At 57.3% G+C, this 16,487-nt stretch carries 21 protein-coding genes and 1 tRNA gene; 13 read left to right on the top strand and 9 right to left on the bottom strand.

Annotated elements, in window-relative coordinates:
- Positions 1-293 precede the first annotated feature (293 nt).
- Positions 294-791 (top strand): hypothetical protein, encoded by a 498-nt coding sequence (locus M2320_RS22565; RefSeq protein WP_264599229.1) that lies wholly within the window; start codon positions 294-296, stop codon positions 789-791.
- 17 nt (positions 792-808) lie between these two features.
- Here M2320_RS22565 and M2320_RS22560 read toward each other — a convergent pair whose 3' ends face one another.
- Entirely contained in the window at positions 809-1,549 is a 741-nt protein-coding gene (locus M2320_RS22560) for a hypothetical protein (protein ID WP_264599228.1), read from the bottom strand.
- Between the two features lie 235 nt (positions 1,550-1,784).
- On the opposite strand from M2320_RS22560, the gene M2320_RS22555 reads away from it, so the two are divergent.
- Positions 1,785-2,030, top strand: coding sequence for a hypothetical protein (locus tag M2320_RS22555; RefSeq protein WP_264599227.1), 246 nt, complete (start codon positions 1,785-1,787; stop codon positions 2,028-2,030).
- A 105-nt stretch (positions 2,031-2,135) separates the two neighbouring features.
- Here the strand turns inward: M2320_RS22555 and M2320_RS22550 are convergent, their stop codons facing one another.
- Positions 2,136-2,396, bottom strand: coding sequence for a hypothetical protein (locus tag M2320_RS22550; RefSeq protein WP_264599226.1), 261 nt, complete (start codon positions 2,394-2,396; stop codon positions 2,136-2,138).
- 335 nt (positions 2,397-2,731) lie between these two features.
- Here M2320_RS22550 and M2320_RS22545 point away from each other — a divergent pair, with 335 nt between their 5' ends.
- Positions 2,732-3,469 (top strand): hypothetical protein, encoded by a 738-nt coding sequence (locus M2320_RS22545; protein ID WP_264599225.1) that lies wholly within the window; start codon positions 2,732-2,734, stop codon positions 3,467-3,469.
- Positions 3,470-3,558: 89 nt separating this feature from the next.
- Entirely contained in the window at positions 3,559-3,954 is a 396-nt protein-coding gene (locus tag M2320_RS22540) for a response regulator (RefSeq protein ID WP_264599224.1), read from the top strand.
- Positions 3,955-4,012: 58 nt separating this feature from the next.
- On the opposite strand, the gene M2320_RS22535 is transcribed toward M2320_RS22540, so the two are convergent.
- A complete protein-coding gene (locus M2320_RS22535) occupies positions 4,013-4,468 on the bottom strand; it encodes a nuclear transport factor 2 family protein (protein WP_264599223.1) in 456 nt (151 codons plus the stop codon).
- Positions 4,469-4,841: 373 nt separating this feature from the next.
- Between M2320_RS22535 and M2320_RS22530 the strand changes: the two genes are divergently transcribed.
- Positions 4,842-4,973, top strand: coding sequence for a hypothetical protein (locus M2320_RS22530; RefSeq protein ID WP_264599222.1), 132 nt, complete (start codon positions 4,842-4,844; stop codon positions 4,971-4,973).
- A complete protein-coding gene (locus M2320_RS22525; protein ID WP_264599221.1) occupies positions 4,970-5,698 on the top strand; it encodes an ATP-binding protein in 729 nt (242 codons plus the stop codon). The genes M2320_RS22530 and M2320_RS22525 overlap by 4 nt, the downstream gene beginning before the upstream one ends.
- Before the next feature lie 118 nt (positions 5,699-5,816).
- On the opposite strand, the gene M2320_RS22520 is transcribed toward M2320_RS22525, so the two are convergent.
- Positions 5,817-6,641: a hypothetical protein gene (locus M2320_RS22520; RefSeq protein WP_264599220.1), complete on the bottom strand. Its 825-nt coding sequence runs from the start codon at positions 6,639-6,641 to the stop codon at positions 5,817-5,819.
- Between M2320_RS22520 and M2320_RS22515 the strand changes: the two genes are divergently transcribed.
- On the top strand, positions 6,640-7,212 hold the full coding sequence (locus M2320_RS22515; RefSeq protein ID WP_264599219.1) for a hypothetical protein: 573 nt from the start codon (positions 6,640-6,642) through the stop codon (positions 7,210-7,212). The genes M2320_RS22520 and M2320_RS22515 overlap by 2 nt on opposite strands.
- On the opposite strand, the gene M2320_RS22510 is transcribed toward M2320_RS22515, so the two are convergent.
- The 3 genes from M2320_RS22510 to M2320_RS22505 form a co-directional block, all read right to left on the bottom strand.
- Complete coding sequence (locus tag M2320_RS22510; RefSeq protein ID WP_264599218.1) at positions 7,195-8,172, bottom strand: site-specific integrase; 978 nt, start codon at positions 8,170-8,172, stop codon at positions 7,195-7,197. The two genes, M2320_RS22515 and M2320_RS22510, sit on opposite strands and share 18 nt — an antisense overlap.
- Positions 8,141-8,737: a DUF6538 domain-containing protein gene (locus M2320_RS23450; RefSeq protein ID WP_425540712.1), complete on the bottom strand. Its 597-nt coding sequence runs from the start codon at positions 8,735-8,737 to the stop codon at positions 8,141-8,143. The genes M2320_RS22510 and M2320_RS23450 overlap by 32 nt, the downstream gene beginning before the upstream one ends.
- Before the next feature lie 64 nt (positions 8,738-8,801).
- Positions 8,802-8,877 (bottom strand) — tRNA-Ala (locus M2320_RS22505).
- A 120-nt stretch (positions 8,878-8,997) separates the two neighbouring features.
- Here M2320_RS22505 and M2320_RS22500 point away from each other — a divergent pair.
- The 3 genes from M2320_RS22500 to M2320_RS22490 are packed head-to-tail and all read left to right on the top strand — an operon-like array spanning position 8,998 to position 10,740.
- A complete protein-coding gene (locus M2320_RS22500; protein ID WP_184428238.1) occupies positions 8,998-9,312 on the top strand; it encodes a YggT family protein in 315 nt (104 codons plus the stop codon).
- On the top strand, positions 9,309-9,632 hold the full coding sequence (locus tag M2320_RS22495; protein WP_264599217.1) for a DUF167 family protein: 324 nt from the start codon (positions 9,309-9,311) through the stop codon (positions 9,630-9,632). The genes M2320_RS22500 and M2320_RS22495 overlap by 4 nt, the downstream gene beginning before the upstream one ends.
- Before the next feature lie 58 nt (positions 9,633-9,690).
- Positions 9,691-10,740, top strand: coding sequence for a MaoC family dehydratase (locus tag M2320_RS22490; RefSeq protein WP_264599216.1), 1,050 nt, complete (start codon positions 9,691-9,693; stop codon positions 10,738-10,740).
- On the opposite strand, the gene M2320_RS22485 is transcribed toward M2320_RS22490, so the two are convergent.
- Positions 10,727-11,155, bottom strand: coding sequence for an ArsC/Spx/MgsR family protein (locus M2320_RS22485; protein ID WP_264599215.1), 429 nt, complete (start codon positions 11,153-11,155; stop codon positions 10,727-10,729). The genes M2320_RS22490 and M2320_RS22485 overlap by 14 nt on opposite strands.
- A gap of 126 nt (positions 11,156-11,281) precedes the next feature.
- Positions 11,282-11,710 carry a response regulator gene (locus M2320_RS22480; protein WP_264599214.1) on the bottom strand — a complete coding sequence of 143 codons (429 nt, stop codon included), beginning with the start codon at positions 11,708-11,710 and terminating at the stop codon, positions 11,282-11,284.
- Positions 11,711-12,098: 388 nt separating this feature from the next.
- On the opposite strand from M2320_RS22480, the gene nifH reads away from it, so the two are divergent.
- The 3 genes from nifH (at position 12,099) to nifK (ending at position 16,255) form a co-directional block, all read left to right on the top strand.
- Positions 12,099-12,974, top strand: coding sequence for a nitrogenase iron protein (gene nifH, locus M2320_RS22475; RefSeq protein ID WP_264599213.1), 876 nt, complete (start codon positions 12,099-12,101; stop codon positions 12,972-12,974).
- 99 nt (positions 12,975-13,073) lie between these two features.
- Positions 13,074-14,573 (top strand): nitrogenase molybdenum-iron protein alpha chain, encoded by a 1,500-nt coding sequence (gene nifD, locus M2320_RS22470; RefSeq protein WP_264599212.1) that lies wholly within the window; start codon positions 13,074-13,076, stop codon positions 14,571-14,573.
- A gap of 122 nt (positions 14,574-14,695) precedes the next feature.
- The gene (gene nifK, locus M2320_RS22465; protein WP_264599211.1) at positions 14,696-16,255 is read left to right on the top strand and encodes a nitrogenase molybdenum-iron protein subunit beta; all 1,560 of its coding nucleotides are present in this window, start codon (positions 14,696-14,698) and stop codon (positions 16,253-16,255) included.
- Positions 16,256-16,487 lie beyond the last annotated feature (232 nt).

Below are 16,487 nucleotides of genomic sequence, written 5' to 3'. Positions count from 1 at the left end.
CCTGGAACAAGCTCACCGATCTGCCAGACGTCATCACCTCAATCGGAATGCGCGACTGGGCGCATGTGGGTCAGACATGAGGGCCGTTAGTATTACCGGTGATGCTGCGCCCGCTGCCTGCCGGCTCCTCACAGCCTAACACAACCAATGTCGTCCGGATCGCGACGCGCAGCCCGCGTTGGCGATGATAAATACCGAGATGAAAATCCCTCAACACGACCTCTGCGACGCCGCGCTGGCGCAGAACATCAGGCAAGAACCCGGCAGGTTAAGCCGGTCGAGAGGCTGATCCCATGAGATACCGCGAGATTGCGTATTACGATCCGGACCCGGATCAAATTTACGATCGCGATGGCACTACCGATCGCTCAGTCGTTTGGTTCTTTGGCACGATTGATCAAGCCTTACAAAGGCTTGATCAATGCGGCGACACAACCAGCCGGTTAAGTGAGTTCTGGGCGGTCCGCTTCGACGATCGTTCGACAAAAGAAGGCTTCTTACAGATTTGGTCGGACGCCCGCCGCATCGACGATAGGTTCTGGGTGGTTGAAGTTGAAGATGTCATAGCTTTAGAATGGCTCCGGGAGCGTGGCGGCGTCGAATTGGTCGAATGCGTCGAGATCAGGTTTCACTCCATAGCACAACGGGATGCGTTCATCTTTGCGGCGGAAGCTTCTGCCGTTCTGGTTCGTTGGGTCGGCTGTCTGGACAGCTTCGGCGTAACAATAGTTAGCCCGAGGCCGCATAGACGGTCCCATTTTCTCGGAGCGTCCAGATCACCCGCGCCATGAAAATGTCACAAGGTGGCTCAGTGGCGGCGTTTGTCGTCGAACAGGTTCTTCCCGTGGAACATGTCGTCACCGAGGTCTCGCGCCCAATCAATTAAAAGACTCGCAAGGACACGCGTTTCGTCTTGCACGACAAAATCATCTCGCTTCGCGAATGCCAGCATCTGCGCGGCAAGAAAATGAGCGTTGATCACCGTCTCGTGGAGCATAGATGTAAGATTTTGCGCATGCAGAGAATCTCTTGAGTCAAGCGCGGGCGGAAGAGTGCCAAATCTAACATTTGAGACGTCAGCCAAAGATGCGTGAATACTGTCGACCATGTCTCTCAAGGCCAATTGTTGCAATTTGACCTTGGTTACGTTCACGTGTGAGATAACCGCACCGAGGCGTTGTTGCGGATCAAGAGGGGCAACCTCCATAGTGAACCACCGCTGCGTTGACGGACTATGGCAAGGATAGTCCATCGAGAACCGAGGTGAGTTTCCGTCGAGAACGCCGATGATGCCGTCAAGGGCAGTTTTGGCGTCCGCTTCGCTTGAGGCCGAAGCTCGACAGACGTCAAGGTAATTCTCGCCGAGATAACCTTCGTCCTGCCCTCCGTTGTCATTGGCGAACGTTTGCCACCTTGAACTGACGAGGCTTATGCGGCCAACCGGATCGATAACCGCGACATGCGCCGGGACCGCGTCAAGTCGATCACGATATCGCGCCTCAACTGCTTGGATGGCGCGGTCTGCTGCGCCCTTGGCCGAGTTCCGCATGCTGAGACTCCGCGCGGTTTGACTGTCGCCGGGAGCCTATCGCTTCCGCTATTTCATTGATTATGCGTAATAATTTCGTGTGCATCAAGAGAGATGCGCAGACTGAGCAGCCGAAAGCTATGCTTGTGGCGCGGTTCGCATGAGGGAAACTGCTTGTTTTTCTTGCGAGATGTACGGGATTGCACGCTGTCGATCCGGCAGCAGAATATTTTCGTCACCACGGAGAAACTGCCGCATGAACGAGCTTAGACGGGAGATTGAACAGGCCGTTGACTTGGCCATTGGTGTCCGGGAGATCGTTATTCGTCAGGCCACTGTCGTCAACGCGATGAGAAGCGCAGGACATGCCGCCGTGATCTCCGCAGAGGATGCTCTAAACACCTTCGTCCACACTTTAGAGCATTTGCAATCTCATGAGCGATTGCTTCGTGCCGAACTCGAAGACATGGAAGACCCTGCGCTCCCGGCGACGAGGATATAAAATGCCCGGCGGGTCTGGTTGATCACGCCGTCCAAAGGCGCGCAAAGAAAGACCCGGACGTTGAGCCAATCGTCCGGGCGCAAGTGTTCCCTGTGACCCGTCGCGTCAACCGCCAGACATCTCCCGAGTTCCGGAGACCGCGCATCCACTGGCTTCCTCAAATCGAGCCAAGCTGGCGGATATTCGATTTTGACAGGCGACATGTGAATGCTGCGAGGCCCACATCGCCGACAACAGCGCACGCGCGTCCTCAACCGCCTTGGTGTGGCCTGCGGATTCAAGGACTTGGATGAATTCTTGCTGCCGAGCGATGCGCTTTTCAAGGCGCAAGGCTGCTTCGACCGATCGCATCAATTCGTCACGCATGATTTCGGCCCAAGATTTGGGTGCATTGCAGCATGCAGAACTCTGAGCCAGCTACTTTGATCCCTCGCCGTCGCTCTGGGGTGAGCCATCCCCGAGGCGCGAGAGTTCACCGTATTGCATCGCGGAACCGAATCGCCGCGCTGACGTTCCGAGGACGCGTCCGCTGACGCAGACCGGTCAACATCATCGCAGGACTCCGCGCAGCTTGCGTTAGAGGAAATCAAGAATGCAAGCCTTGAGAATGGTTGCCGCTGCCGACTGAAGTCGGCGCGATCAGCAGGCGTCTCAGAAGGCGAATTTGGCGCGGCCCAAAGGGCCTCGTTCGGAGGGACGCAATGACGCTTCGCATTTTGGGGCCGCTGGCCGTTTTTTCGGCTATGGCGTTGGCGCAGCCCATACGCGCCGAAGAAACGCAAGCGCCAATCAAGGCTTGCGCTGCGCTGCCCAACGACGCTCAAATCGCCTCGGGCGCCCGTTTCGATGCTGGCGTCAATTTTGCCGGTCAGCGGACATACATTGTTCATGGAACATACGCTCTCGGCGGTGCGACGAAATCCGCCCAGCATTGTCTGGAGTTCAACGTAGGTTCGGTTGAGCTGGACCACGCTCAAGTTGAACTCGGTATCACCGGATTTCTGAATCAAAACAATCGCGAAGTTAACATTACTGTTGTAAGCAGCGGGCTCTCCGATGGAACGTCGGCGCGCCCGATCGTGAGATTTATTACAACAGGTAAGATCACGCAGATTTCGTTCTCGGTCATGGCTGCCGAGAAAGCTGACGCCACGACGAAATATGTCAGTCAAAATGAGGTGAGTGAGAAATTTCAACCTAAAGGAGATTATCAACCAAAAGGGGATTACCAGCCTAAAGGCGATTATCAGCCCAAAGGTGACTATCAGCCTGCGGGAGACTACGTGAGGTTTGGTCAGAACCTCTCCGTTCGGTTTAATCGTGATTATGAAGGGAATCGGTGTCTGCGCAGTGCGGAAAGCGATGTATCCACGGTTGAGAATAGGCCGCAGTGCGATAGCGATCTCAGCCGCGCGACGTGGTTTCTGGACAAACAGTAGATGTTCGATCAGGCGATCCAGTAGCTCAGTGCGTGATTTCCGACATCTCCCGCCCACCAAATGAATCATTGTGCTGTGCAGGAGACATTATGAAAGAAATAGCAGTCTTCCTCATTGAAAACGACCCAATCAATAGAGCGCAGCTTACAATATCCCTCGAAGGCGCGGGATTTTTCGTTTACGATTTCGTTTCGGGCGAACGCTTTCTTGGCGCCGTCAAAGCCGACACGAAAGGATGCGTGGTTTTAGACGTGCGGCAGAGCCGAACATCCGAATTGGCGTTGATTAAGGAACTTAAAAAACGCGGGTTGCGACTTCCGGTCATTGTCACCACCGACGACGTTTTGTTGAACGTTGAAGCCAGTGCGTTAGCGGCTGGCGCGGTCGCCTTCCTTTTGAAGCCTTACCGCACAACGGAACTTGTCAGGGTCATTCAAGATGCACTCGCGCAACCCGATGCGGGTGATCGCGTATCACAGCGATGAAACAAAAATGCCCGGCGGGCGCCAAGCCGCCGGGACGTGCATTCAGCGACATCCAAATTCAATGATGAAGTCGCGCTGTCTGATCGGATGCGGCGACGGTCACCGAGTGGATATCGCCTCCGAAATAAGCCTGAACGAGCGCATGAGTGTCCGTAAAATCTCGGAATTCCGAGACTTTCCCGTTCTGGATTTTAAAGATGTGCGCCCAGTCGTGTTCGACCGAACCTCCTGATTGCTTCATTCGAGCAGCGGAATGGCCAAGAACCGTAACGGTATCGGCGCCGCTGAGGAATTCCTCCGGCACGAAGGACTCAAATTCCACGTGCTCGGCGAGTTCTTTGAAGAATCCTTTTGCCGCTTCAACCCCGTTGCGTTCGCCGCCCCATGGAATAAGGGCCGGGTCGGCGTTTGAAATCCATCTGATGTTCGGGTCGGATGCGGCGAAGATCGTCTCAAGATCACCGCGCTTGAATGCATCGTAGAGCGATTTCACGAGTTCAACATTGTTTATCATGATCGCCTCCCTTGACGGCTCGCCGCATTATTGCAGACAAGCTTGCAAGCAAAGCCCTTGGCATGCATTCTTCTAAGAAGCTAATCTGTCCTGACATGGCTTTGCGTTGCTAACCTATTTTAGGTTACGCCCGTTATTCACGCTTCTCAAGCGCGAGCAGCGCGCTGGGATGCATCAAGTTATTTTGACGAACTCAACAGAGGGTTGCCCCACGGGGGGTAGCTTGACCGTCGAAATTTGACGAGAAGTGATGCCAACTCGGCTGTTACAAGCCATTATCAAGTGCGAAATAATTCTGGCGGCAATATTGACACGCATGAGACGCGCGCGTTACTCCAAATCAACGTGATCGGCAAGATTCGGAGAAACGCAAATGGCTGAAAACGACAATGCCGCCCATGTGGCGCAAATCCTCTCGTCATATTTAGCGAACAATACCGTTGCTCCGGCTGATCTCGCGTCGGTGATCGCGACCGTCAAGACTGCGTTCGGGGTATCCGCGTGAAGGTTTATCGATATAAAACTAGCGAACCAGAGGGTTTTCGCGAGGCGCTTGCATTTGATCCCGTCACAATAGAGGGCTGCCTGTATGTTCAGATAAAGGAATCGGTAAATTTTGTAACGTCAAACATAGAGACAATACAAAAAATGAGCGATAAAGGACTTGAACACATAACGTATCCACCAGAGACGCTTCATGAAATCATCGCAAACGCCGTGCTTCACAGAGACTACAGCATCGCCGACGATGTTCATATAAGAATATTTGACAACAGAGTTGAAGTGCAGAGCCCGGGGCGTCTTCCTGCGCATGTTACTGTTTCGAATATTCTAAACGAAAGATTCGCGCGAAATGGTGCAATTGTTAGGATGCTCAACAAGTTCCCGGACCCACCTAATAAAGATGTAGGCGAAGGATTGAATACGGCTTTTAATGCGATGCAGCAAATTGGGCTGAAGGTTCCCGTTGTCAAGGAAAGAGAAAATAGCGTATTGGTTACGATAAGGCACGAGTCACTCGCGTCGCCTGAAGAAGCAATAATGGATTACCTTGAGAAAAATGCCACAATAAAAAACAAAACAGCGCGCGAAATAACACATATTAGGCAAGATTATCAAGTAAAGAGAATTTTTGGCCGCATGATTGCGGCTGGAATGATTGAGCAGGTTCCCGGAACTGTTCGTAACTTTACCGCTTATCGTAAGCGGACAAAGCCAGATGAGTCCTAATCGGAGGAAAGTTGCAGAGAGCGGGAGTGTGATTGTCTCTACACTCAGTACATCGTCTAAGCTCGATGTGTTCGAACGCCCAATATTGCCATCCGCGTCCGTTGCACGTGCCCCTAGTTCAAGGCATGTCCGATCCCGCTGTTGCGGTTGCGCCACCAATTGGAGCAATGCGATGATGAAGCTTCGATACTCTGGCGATTAGATCGTCCAACTCATTCATTAGCGATTCCGCGAGCGGAAAGACCGCGACCGCCGCAAGAACCATTCCGCCGTTGCGCTCGGGGTTGCGTTCGTCGAAAAAGCGGACAGAACCGTCCTCGTGATTGAGCTTGCCGAACATGAAGTTATGGCCCAACGAGTTGGGATGGCAACACTCGGACAGCGTATTGTAATGTTGACGGAATCCCTGAGCGCGTTTGTCGAAGTGGTCGATGTATGTCAACACATTCACGGCCTTGGTTTCCGGGGCATCCTTCAGCCACTCTGCATCGCGGCTCGAAAAGGTTCCTTGTTGTGCAAGCGCATCTAAAGCGCCGATGTCCTCAGCGTTGAGCGCTCCGGCGACCTTTTGAGCGAAATCCGAAATCACAGCCATCGTTTCCATAAGCGCGCGGGCGCTTAGGATGGCGGAGAGCGCACAGCGATTGTTCCACGCGACCGACGTGCCGTCCATGAGCGCAATCAGACGATGCAAGAGGCCATGCTGAAATACGGCGAGTTTCCAAGCGACCTTGGATCGAGCGAAAGGCCCCGCTACGTTGATTGCGACGGCGCGCCGTTCATTGAGGCGCCCCAGAGACTCATTCAGTGTCGCGACTAACTGCTTGTCAGCTTCCGTCAGCCGCTCGTCCCAAACGAATGCCCTCGGATTCCGAAGAAAAGCTGCGCGGTCAGCGTTTACAGTATTTTCCAATCGCTTCACCTTCTCGAAGAAAGCTCGCATGCTACTCACGCCCCGCCACGCCCTTGATCATCTTCTTTCGCAACCTTTTCGGCGCCTTGATGACATGCCTGATGCTATTGGCCTTTACGGCCTCGGTGATCACAGCGGTGTGCTACATTACGTCGGGATGACCGACAGCGATAGCTTTAGGGATCGCATTTGGAACCGCCACATTGCCGGGTCCGAAGATCGGAGCCATAAACTGGCCTGCAACTATTCAGTTGGTCGCCTATGGCACGACCGAAAACATCCCCGCGCGAATGAGCGCGATGGCGCAATTGCTCGCCGTGTTCGGCAAGCGTTTATTCGCAAGCATTGCGGATTTGTCTGCCTGCCCCTGAAAATGCCGAAGGACGAACTTCGTCGGCTGGAAAAAGGCGTCATCGACCTTGCTTGGCCAGATATCGCAGACTGGAACAAGACCCGGAAGCGAGTGGCTAAGTTCGAGGAACCTTTTGAACTCGTCAACGAGATCATTCGCGATCTCAAGTTGAGCGTTGACGAGATTGCGGCGCTGGACCGGCAGAATGCGATTTACCTCAGCTTGAAGATGTCATCCGCCGCCCCTTAGATTCAGGCCAAGATTGAGGTGTTCGAGATCACACCCATCGTATGTTATCTTGGAGATCGCTTCCCGTAGGACGCTCACGCTGAATCCGCGCCCGTAATTTTCGGCTGTGGCGTCGCCGTCTCCATTCTCATTTGCCCACCCTCCAAGAGCGTAGGCGACATCCTTTCGCACTTTGCCTTCGCGGAGAGCATCGCGGAAATTGTGCCGGAAACTGTGAAAGGACGTTCTTGGCGCCTTGGCCCCGGCCTTGTCGAGGAAGTTCGCGAACCACTTGGAAAAGTTGTCGCTGTAGTATCCAGTCGAGGCAATGGAGAGGTCAGAGAATAATTTGCCCCGACCTGACGTGCGGCGACTGTTCACGTAGTCAAGAATTCCAATTTCGATCAAAGTTGGATGGATTGGAATGAAACGCTCTGCATTCTCTGTCTTTAGTTTCTTGTCGATTGTTCCAGATCGCGTCTCACTCGTGACAACGAAGCATTCTACCCCGTCAATCTTCTTGATGTCCGCGATTTCCAACTGGCAAATTTCATTCAAACGCATTCCGCTGAATAGGCCGATCAGCGGAACCCAAAAGCGCCCACGGCGCGGTTTGCATTTTCCGGGATGAGCATAGCCAGCTTCGTCGTCCATGCACCCCGTGTAGAGCGGAGCGTGGAAGATTCGGGTCAATTGTTCATTTGTGAACGGAAGACGTTTGTCCTTCTTCCTTACTGGATCGACGACCCGCAAGCCGCGCGCCGGGTTTTTCAGGATATACCCCTCGTTTTCGGCCCAATTGAAAAGGGCTGACAATTTGTTGAGGTAGCCGTTCACCGTCGTCGCGCTCATCGGGCGACGACCCTCTACCTTGGCTCGCTCCGCCGCTTCTCTCGCGTTCAGCTTCCCATACCGTTTCGTTGCGTTCGACGGCATGCAGCGCAGCGTTTCAAGCAAGTCGCGGCAAACTTCCCGCGTCACTGCCTGCTCCAATGGGGGTGTCTTCCCCAACGAGTTCGGCGAGGCGATTGAAGGTCGAGTTATAGGCCAACATCGTCTTTGGCGAGCGTTCAGCGGCAGGGTCGCTAATGTAGCGTTCATACAACGCTTTCAAGGTCAACTCTGGCTTCCGGGGTGCGGTGATCGGTCGAGGCTGCCTTTGCTCCTCGGCCTGATAGATCGAAGTGGGAGGTGCTGGCACTTGAGCTGAAAAATGGCGCCCACTCGAATCGTCATTGTCAGCTCGGATAGCATCGAATGACTGCTGCAACTCGCTCGCGACGAGTCGGGCCTTCCGGATTGCCTCACGATAATCGGACGTTCGAAGCGACCGACTGACGAACTTCCGCCCCACAGTCTCCTCACACTCGCGCGGAACCCTCATCCGAAATTGCCAGACAGTTCCGCGCAGCCACAGTCCGGTTGGACGTTGCTTTTGACGATGTGTGGCAGGGTTGTGCGACAGGCTTGCGCTACAGTCGCTGCGCCTGTTTTCGACGGTTTTACAACCGTTTACACGCGTTGTCGCGGCGTCGATGTGCGACACCGTTGTGCGACAGTTTGGTGGAACTGTCGCCAAAACATGTTGCAGATCAGATAGTTGAGTAAATTGGTGGAGCTGAGGGGATTCGAACCCCTGACCTCTGCAGTGCGATTGCAGCGCTCTCCCATCTGAGCTACAGCCCCGCTCCGAGGCGCTGTTTAGGGCCCCAAACTCGCCCTGTCAATCGCCCGTTGTAAAAATCACAAGCTTGTTTGCGCCGCGCTCAGGCCTTAAATCAATCCCTTCTTCCTCACGGAGCCCCCATGGCCGCCTTCATCATCCCGGTTTTCAAGGTCATCGATATGGCCCTCAACCTCTATTGGTGGGTCATCATCATCATGGCGGTCATGTCCTGGCTGCTCGCCTTCGACGTCATCAATATGCGCAACGACCTCGTCCGCTCCCTGTGGAACATGTCCAACGCCCTCACCGAGCCGGTGTTGCGCCCGATCCGCCGCTTTCTCCCCCCCATCGCCGGCATGGATATTTCCCCCATCGTCCTGCTGCTGCTGCTCTCCTTCGTCCAGATGGAGCTCGGCGTGCTCGCCAACGCCCTTTTGCGCGCCGCCTATTCATGACGCGGCCCTGGCGCGAACGGGCGGATGGACTCGATCTCTTTGTCCGTTTGACGCCAAAAAGCGCCCGCGACGCCCTGGAGGGCGTCGAAATTTTGGGCGACGGCCATTGTGTGCTCAAGTGCCGCGTGCGCGCCGTGCCGGAGGACGGCAAGGCCAATGCCGCCCTGGTCGCCCTGGTCGCCAAACAGCTCAAAACGCCGGCGTCGCGAATCGACGTCGTCGCCGGCGCGACCTCCCGCAGCAAGACCTTGCGGATCCAAGGCGAGGTTTTGGCGCTCGTCGAAAAGCTCGAACATCTGGTCGCGGCCAGGACCCCATAGTCGAATTGCAAATCCCTGCCGTTTGAGGCACAGCACCCGGCAAAACCGGGAGTTTTGGATGAGCAAGACCAATTCAGGCAATTTCTTCGAAGATTTTCGCATCGGCCAGGTGATCGCCCATGCGACGCCGCGCACCGTCACCACCGGCGACATCGCGCTTTACACCGCGCTCTATGGGCCGCGATTCGCCGTTCAGTCCTCCGACGCCTTTGCGCATCAGATCGGCTATCCGAAAAGCCCCGTGGACGATTTGTTGGTGTTCCACATCGTGTTCGGCAAGACGGTTCCCGACATTTCGCTCAATGCCGTCGCCAATCTCGGCTATGCCGATTGCCGTTTCCTCGCCCCGGTCTATCCCGGCGACACGCTGTCCGCGACCTCCGAAGTCATCGGGTTGAAGGAAAATTCCAACGGCCAGACCGGCGTGGTCTATGTGCGTTCGCGCGGCCGCAACCAGAAGGGGGTTGTGGTCCTGGATTATGTGCGCTGGGTGATGGTGCGCAAGCGCGACCCGAAAAACCCCGCGCCGGCGGAGGTCGTGCCGCAGCTGCCGCGCGCGCTTGCGCCGGAGCAGCTTGGCGACGCCCTGCCGGTGATCGACGTGCGCAAATATGATTTCGATCTGGCCGGCTCAAAGCACCGCTGGGGCGATTATCTGCCGGGCGAGCGCATCGACCATGTCGATGGCATGACGGTGGAGGAGGCCGAGCACCAACTCGCGACGCGTCTGTATCAAAACACCGCAAAGGTGCATTTCAACCAGTTTTCCGAGGGGCAGGGGCGTTTTGGCCGCCGGCTCATTTATGGCGGACACGTCATTTCGCTGGCGCGCGCGCTCAGCTTTAACGGTCTGGGCAACGCGTTCCACATTGCCGCGATCAATGGCGGACGCCATGTCAGCCCGCTGTTCGCGGGGCTGACCGTGTTCGCCTGGACCGAAGTTTTGGAGCGCGCCGAAATTCCGGGCCGCAGCGATGTCGGCGCGCTGCGCCTGCGCACCATCGCGACCAAGGACCAGCCCTGCGCCGCCCATCCGCTCAAGGATGGCGAAAACTACCATCCTTCCGTGATCCTCGACCTGGATTACTGGGCGCTCATTCCGCGCTGATTTTTTCCGGGGGGCAGGGGCTTCCGTCCGGCCGAGAACAGGCGACTGTCTCGGCCGGTTTCTTGTCGGGGCCAAGCAGGGTTTGGACGAGGTTTTGGTTGAAACCCGCACATTTTTGTCCGTCGGCCTCGATCAGGGGGCGGCGGATCAGCAGCGGCTCGATCACCATGTTCGCCAGGGCGAGCTCGGCATCAAAAGCGCGGGGATTGACCGCGCCGGATTTGACCTGGGGCGCGTTGGGGTTGAACCACTCGTCCACCGGCAGGTCGCCGAAGAAGGCGCACAGGCGCTCCGCCGTCCAGGGCTCCTTCAGCAGATTTTTCGCGACAACTTCGTGGCCGGCTTCCGCCAGCAGGATTTTTTGCTTGCGGTTGGTGGCGCAGCCGGGCTTTTCGTAAAACAGAATTTGGGTCATTTTCTTTCTTTCCAGGGATGACTTTTGGTAGGCCGCTGAGGCTCGTGGACCGCCCTCGTGCTTCGAGACGGCGCTTTCAGCGCCTCCTCAGCATGAGGGCTACTGCATTGGCTCGTTACATCTAGGTTAGATGATCGAGAGCTGGGTGAGGGGCGCGGCGCCGCCGCGGCCGAGCACGACGTCGACCTTTTTGCGCACCGCTTCAATGGTCAGCGGTTTGACCAGCGCGCCTGCCGCGCCCTTCTTCATCGCTTCGACCGCCAGGCCTTCGTCGGCTTTGTCGCAAACCGTCAAAATGCGCACGCCGGGGAATTTTGCGACAATCTCGCCGACAAGCTCCAGCCCGCGCGCTTTGAGGAATGAGGCGCCGAGCAGGATGGCCGAAGGCTTCAGCCACTCATCCTTTCCATAGGCCTCCTCCGGCGTGGCGAGTTCGTGCGTCTCGATTTCATCGTGCAGCATGAATTGAAGCGCGGCGCGGGTGATGTCGTCCTCGTCGATGACAAAGACGCGCCGCTGGTCGGTGGCTTTCGTGGTTTCGACGCCGATCTGCATTTCCAAAACTCCGGTCGGGGGAATTGCCTGAAGTTTTTGCAATTTTCGTTCCGGCGCCAGCCCACGACACGACGGCCGCGCAAAATTCACGACAAACATGTCTTGTTTGATCCAGCCGCGACTTGACTGTCGGCAGCCGTCGCCAGGCGGCTTCTGCGGCGCAGAAAAAAATTACGTAATTAAATCAGCATCTTGGTGAAAAAAATCGCTCTGGCACACCGGTTGCAACACTCTCCGCGGAACGGCGAGTGAAGGGCTGAACGCACGCAGACGCTAGACGAGCGATGCGTTCCTTCCCGTCAAAGCGGGTCCGTTTCTAGGAACAGAAACAGTCTCGCGCAAAACGCGCGAAGTGAAGCCACACACGGAATTCAACAAGGAGCAAAGCATGTCGAGCTTGAGACAGATCGCTTTCTACGGCAAGGGTGGTATCGGCAAGTCCACCACCTCGCAAAACACCCTCGCTGGCCTCACCGAAATGGGCCAGAAGATCCTGATCGTCGGCTGCGATCCCAAGGCTGACTCCACCCGTCTGATCCTGCACGCCAAGGCCCAGGACACCATCCTGTCGCTCGCCGCCGAAGCCGGTTCGGTCGAGGACCTCGAACTCGAAGACGTGCTGAAGATCGGCTTCGGCGACATCAAGTGCGTTGAGTCCGGTGGTCCGGAGCCGGGCGTGGGCTGCGCCGGCCGCGGCGTCATCACCGCCATCAACTTCCTCGAAGAGAACGGCGCCTATGACGACGTGGACTATGTGTCCTACGACGTGCTCGGCGACGTGGTCTGCGGCGGCTTCGCCATGCCGATCCGCGAGAACAAGGCGCAGGAAATCTACATCGTCATGTCCGGCGAGATGATGGCCATGTATGCGGCCAACAACATCTCCAAGGGCATTCTGAAATACGCCAATTCCGGCGGCGTGCGCCTGGGCGGCCTGGTCTGCAACGAGCGCAAGACCGACAAGGAATACGAGTTGGCTGAGTCCCTCGCCTCCAAGCTTGGCAGCAAGCTCATCCACTTCGTGCCCCGCGACAATATCGTGCAGCACGCCGAACTGCGCCGCATGACGGTGGTGGAATACGCCCCCGACTCCAAGCAGGCCGGCGAATACCGCACCCTGGCCAACAAGGTGCACAACAATGCCGGCAACGGCACCATCCCGACCCCGATCACCATGGACGAACTCGAAGACCTGCTGATGGAGCACGGCATCATGCCGACCATCGACGAGTCGCAGGTCGGCAAGAAGGCCGTGGAGGCTTGAGGCTAACGTCCGGCCGCTGTGAAGCGGCCGGACATCCCCGGCAGGGGCTGATGAGCATGCGCCGCTATCCCAAGGCGCTGATTTTGAAGAGGTGGCGACATGAGCGTTGCGAACGAAGATACTGTTGACGTCAAGGCGCGCAACAAGGACCTGATCAAGGAAGTCCTGGCGGTCTATCCGGAAAAGACGGCCAAGCGCCGCGCCAAGCATCTGAACGTCCACGAGCAGGGCAAGTCCGACTGCGGCGTGAAGTCCAACATCAAGTCGATCCCCGGCGTCATGACCATTCGCGGTTGCGCCTATGCGGGATCGAAGGGCGTGGTCTGGGGTCCGATCAAGGACATGGTCCATATCTCCCACGGCCCCGTCGGCTGCGGCCAGTATTCCTGGTCCTCGCGCCGCAACTATTTCATCGGCGTGACCGGCGTGGACAGCTACGGCACCATGCAGTTCACCTCCGACTTCCAGGAAAAGGACATCGTGTTCGGCGGCGACAAGAAGCTTGCCAAGCTGATGGACGAGATTCAAGAACTGTTCCCGCTGAACAAGGGCATCACCGTTCAGTCGGAATGCCCGATCGGTCTGATCGGCGACGACATCGAGGCGGTTTCGAAGGCCAAGTCGAAGGAATACGGCGGCAAGACCATCGTTCCCGTGCGTTGCGAAGGCTTCCGCGGCGTGTCCCAGTCGCTGGGCCATCACATCGCCAATGACGCGGTGCGCGACTACATCTTCGACAAGCAGGACCAGGCCAAGCTGGCGGCCTTCGAGTCGACCCCCTATGACGTCGCCATCATCGGCGACTACAACATCGGCGGCGACGCCTGGGCTTCGCGCATCCTGCTCGAAGAAATGGGTTTACGTGTCATCGCTCAATGGTCTGGTGACGGCACTCTCGCCGAACTCGAGGCTACGCCGAAAGCTAAGCTGAACGTTCTCCACTGCTACCGCTCCATGAACTACATTTCGCGTCACATGGAGGAAAAATTCGGTATTCCGTGGTGCGAATATAACTTCTTCGGCCCCTCCAAGATTGTCGAGTCCCTGCGCAAGATCGCCAGCTTCTTCGACGACAAGATCAAGGAGAACGCGGAAAAGGTCATCGCCAAGTACCAGCCGCTCATGGACGCGGTGGTCGCCAAGTACCGCCCGCGCCTCGAAGGCAAGAAGGTCATGCTCTACGTCGGCGGCCTGCGTCCGCGCCACGTCATCGGCGCGTATGAAGACCTCGGCATGGAAGTGGTCGGCACCGGCTACGAATTCGCCCATAACGACGACTATCAGCGCACCGCCCAGCACTATGTGAAGGACGGCACCCTGATCTACGACGACGTCAACGGCTACGAATTCGAAAAGTTCGTCGAGAAGGTGCAGCCCGATCTGGTCGGCTCCGGCATCAAGGAAAAGTACGTGTTCCAGAAGATGGGCGTGCCCTTCCGCCAGATGCACAGCTGGGATTATTCCGGCCCGTACCATGGCTATGACGGCTTCGCCATCTTCGCCCGCGACATGGACATGGCGATCAACTCGCCGGTCTGGAAAATGACCAAGGCGCCCTGGAAGGCGGACGCCGCCGCCACCGCCGTCGCGGCCGAATAATTTGGAAGCCGGCTCCGCGCCCTGGCGCCGGAGCCGGCCCCTAAACCCCCAATCGGACGCAATGACCGCCTGACCGGCGAACGGTCTCGCGCGCGCTCCTTCAGATAGCAGAGGGCATGACCATGGCGCAGAACGCCGACAACGTACTCGACCACTTCGACCTTTTCCGTGGTCCCGAATATCAGGAAATGCTGGCCAACAAGAAGGCCAAGTTCGAGCAGGGCCACGATCCGGCCGAGGTCGAGCGCGTCCGCGAGTGGCTCAAGACCGAAGAATATCAGAAGCTGAACTTCGCTCGCGAAGCCCTGACCGTCAACCCGGCCAAGGCCTGCCAGCCGCTCGGCGCGGTGTTCGTCGCCGTCGGCTTCAACGGCGCCATCCCCTTCGTGCACGGCTCGCAGGGCTGCGTCGCCTACTATCGCTCGCACTTCTCCCGTCACTTCAAGGAGCCGACCTCTTGCGTGTCGTCGTCCATGACGGAAGACGCGGCGGTGTTCGGCGGCCTCAACAACATGATCGACGGCCTGGCCAACACCTACAACATGTACAAGCCGAAGATGATCGTCGTCTCCACCACCTGCATGGCGGAAGTCATCGGCGACGACTTGAACGCCTTCATCAAGACCGCGAAGGAAAAGGGCTCGGTCCCGGCTGACTTCGACGTTCCCTTCTCCCACACCCCGGCCTTCGTCGGCAGCCACATCACCGGCTACGACAACGCCATGAAGGGCATGCTCGAGCATTTCTGGGACGGCAAGTCCGGCACGGTCGAGAAGATCACCCCCGTCAAGAACGGTTCGATCAACTTCCTCGGCGGCTTCGACGGCTACACCGTCGGCAATCTGCGCGAAATCAAGCGCATCTTCAACGAGATGGGCGTGAAATACACCATCGTCGGCGACAATTCGGACGTGTGGGACACCCCCACCGACGGCGAATTCCGCATGTATGACGGCGGCACCACCATCGAAGAGGCGACCAATGCGGTCCACGCTTCGGCCACCATCTCGATGCAGGAATATTGCACCGAGAAGACGCTGCCCTTCGTCGCCGAGCACGGCCAGGACGTGTTCGCCTTCAATCACCCGATTTCGGTGAAGGCGACCGACAAGTTCCTGATGACCGTCGCCAAGATCGCCGGCGTCGAAATCCCGGCGTCGCTCGAGAAGGAGCGCGGCCGTCTGGTTGACGCCATCGCCGACTCCGCCGCGCATATCCACGGCAAGAAGTTCGCGATCTACGGCGATCCCGACCTCTGCTACGGCCTCGCGGAGTTCCTGCTGGAGCTCGGCGCCGAGCCGACCACCATCCTCTCCACCAACGGCAACAAGCGTTGGGAAGAGAAGATGAAGGCGCTGCTCGCCTCCTCGCCGTTCGGCAAGGATTGCGAAGTCTACTCGCAGAAGGACCTGTGGCACCTGCGGTCGCTGCTGTTCACCCGTCCGGTGGACTTCCTGATCGGCAACACCTACGGCAAGTATCTGGAGCGCGACACCAACACCCCGTTGATCCGCATCGGCTTCCCGATCTTCGACCGTCATCACAAGCACCGTTATCCGGTGTGGGGTTACCAGGGCGGCCTGAACGTTCTCGTGACGATCCTCGACAAGATCTTCGACACGATGGACGCCAACACGATCATCGCCGGCAAGACCGACTATTCCTTCGACATCATCCGCTGATTTGTCGGAAACGGAACAATGGGCCCGGGAGACGCAAGTCTCCCGGGTTTTTTCTTGCGTGGGCGGTTGCGCTGAACGACGCGTGGACCGCCCCCGCCCTTCGAGACGCCCGCTCCGCGGGCTCCTCAGGGTGAGGGCTAGAGCGGATTCGACTTAATCCGGATCATATCCTGCTGCGGCGAAGAAATTGGCGCACTCTTGCGGCGTGAAAGCTGACAGGAGCGCGCCTATC

The sequence above is a fragment of the Rhodoblastus acidophilus genome (assembly GCF_025961575.1).
GTDB lineage: Bacteria > Pseudomonadota > Alphaproteobacteria > Rhizobiales > Beijerinckiaceae > Rhodoblastus > Rhodoblastus acidophilus_C.
This window is presented reverse-complemented; position numbering and strand designations above follow the sequence as displayed.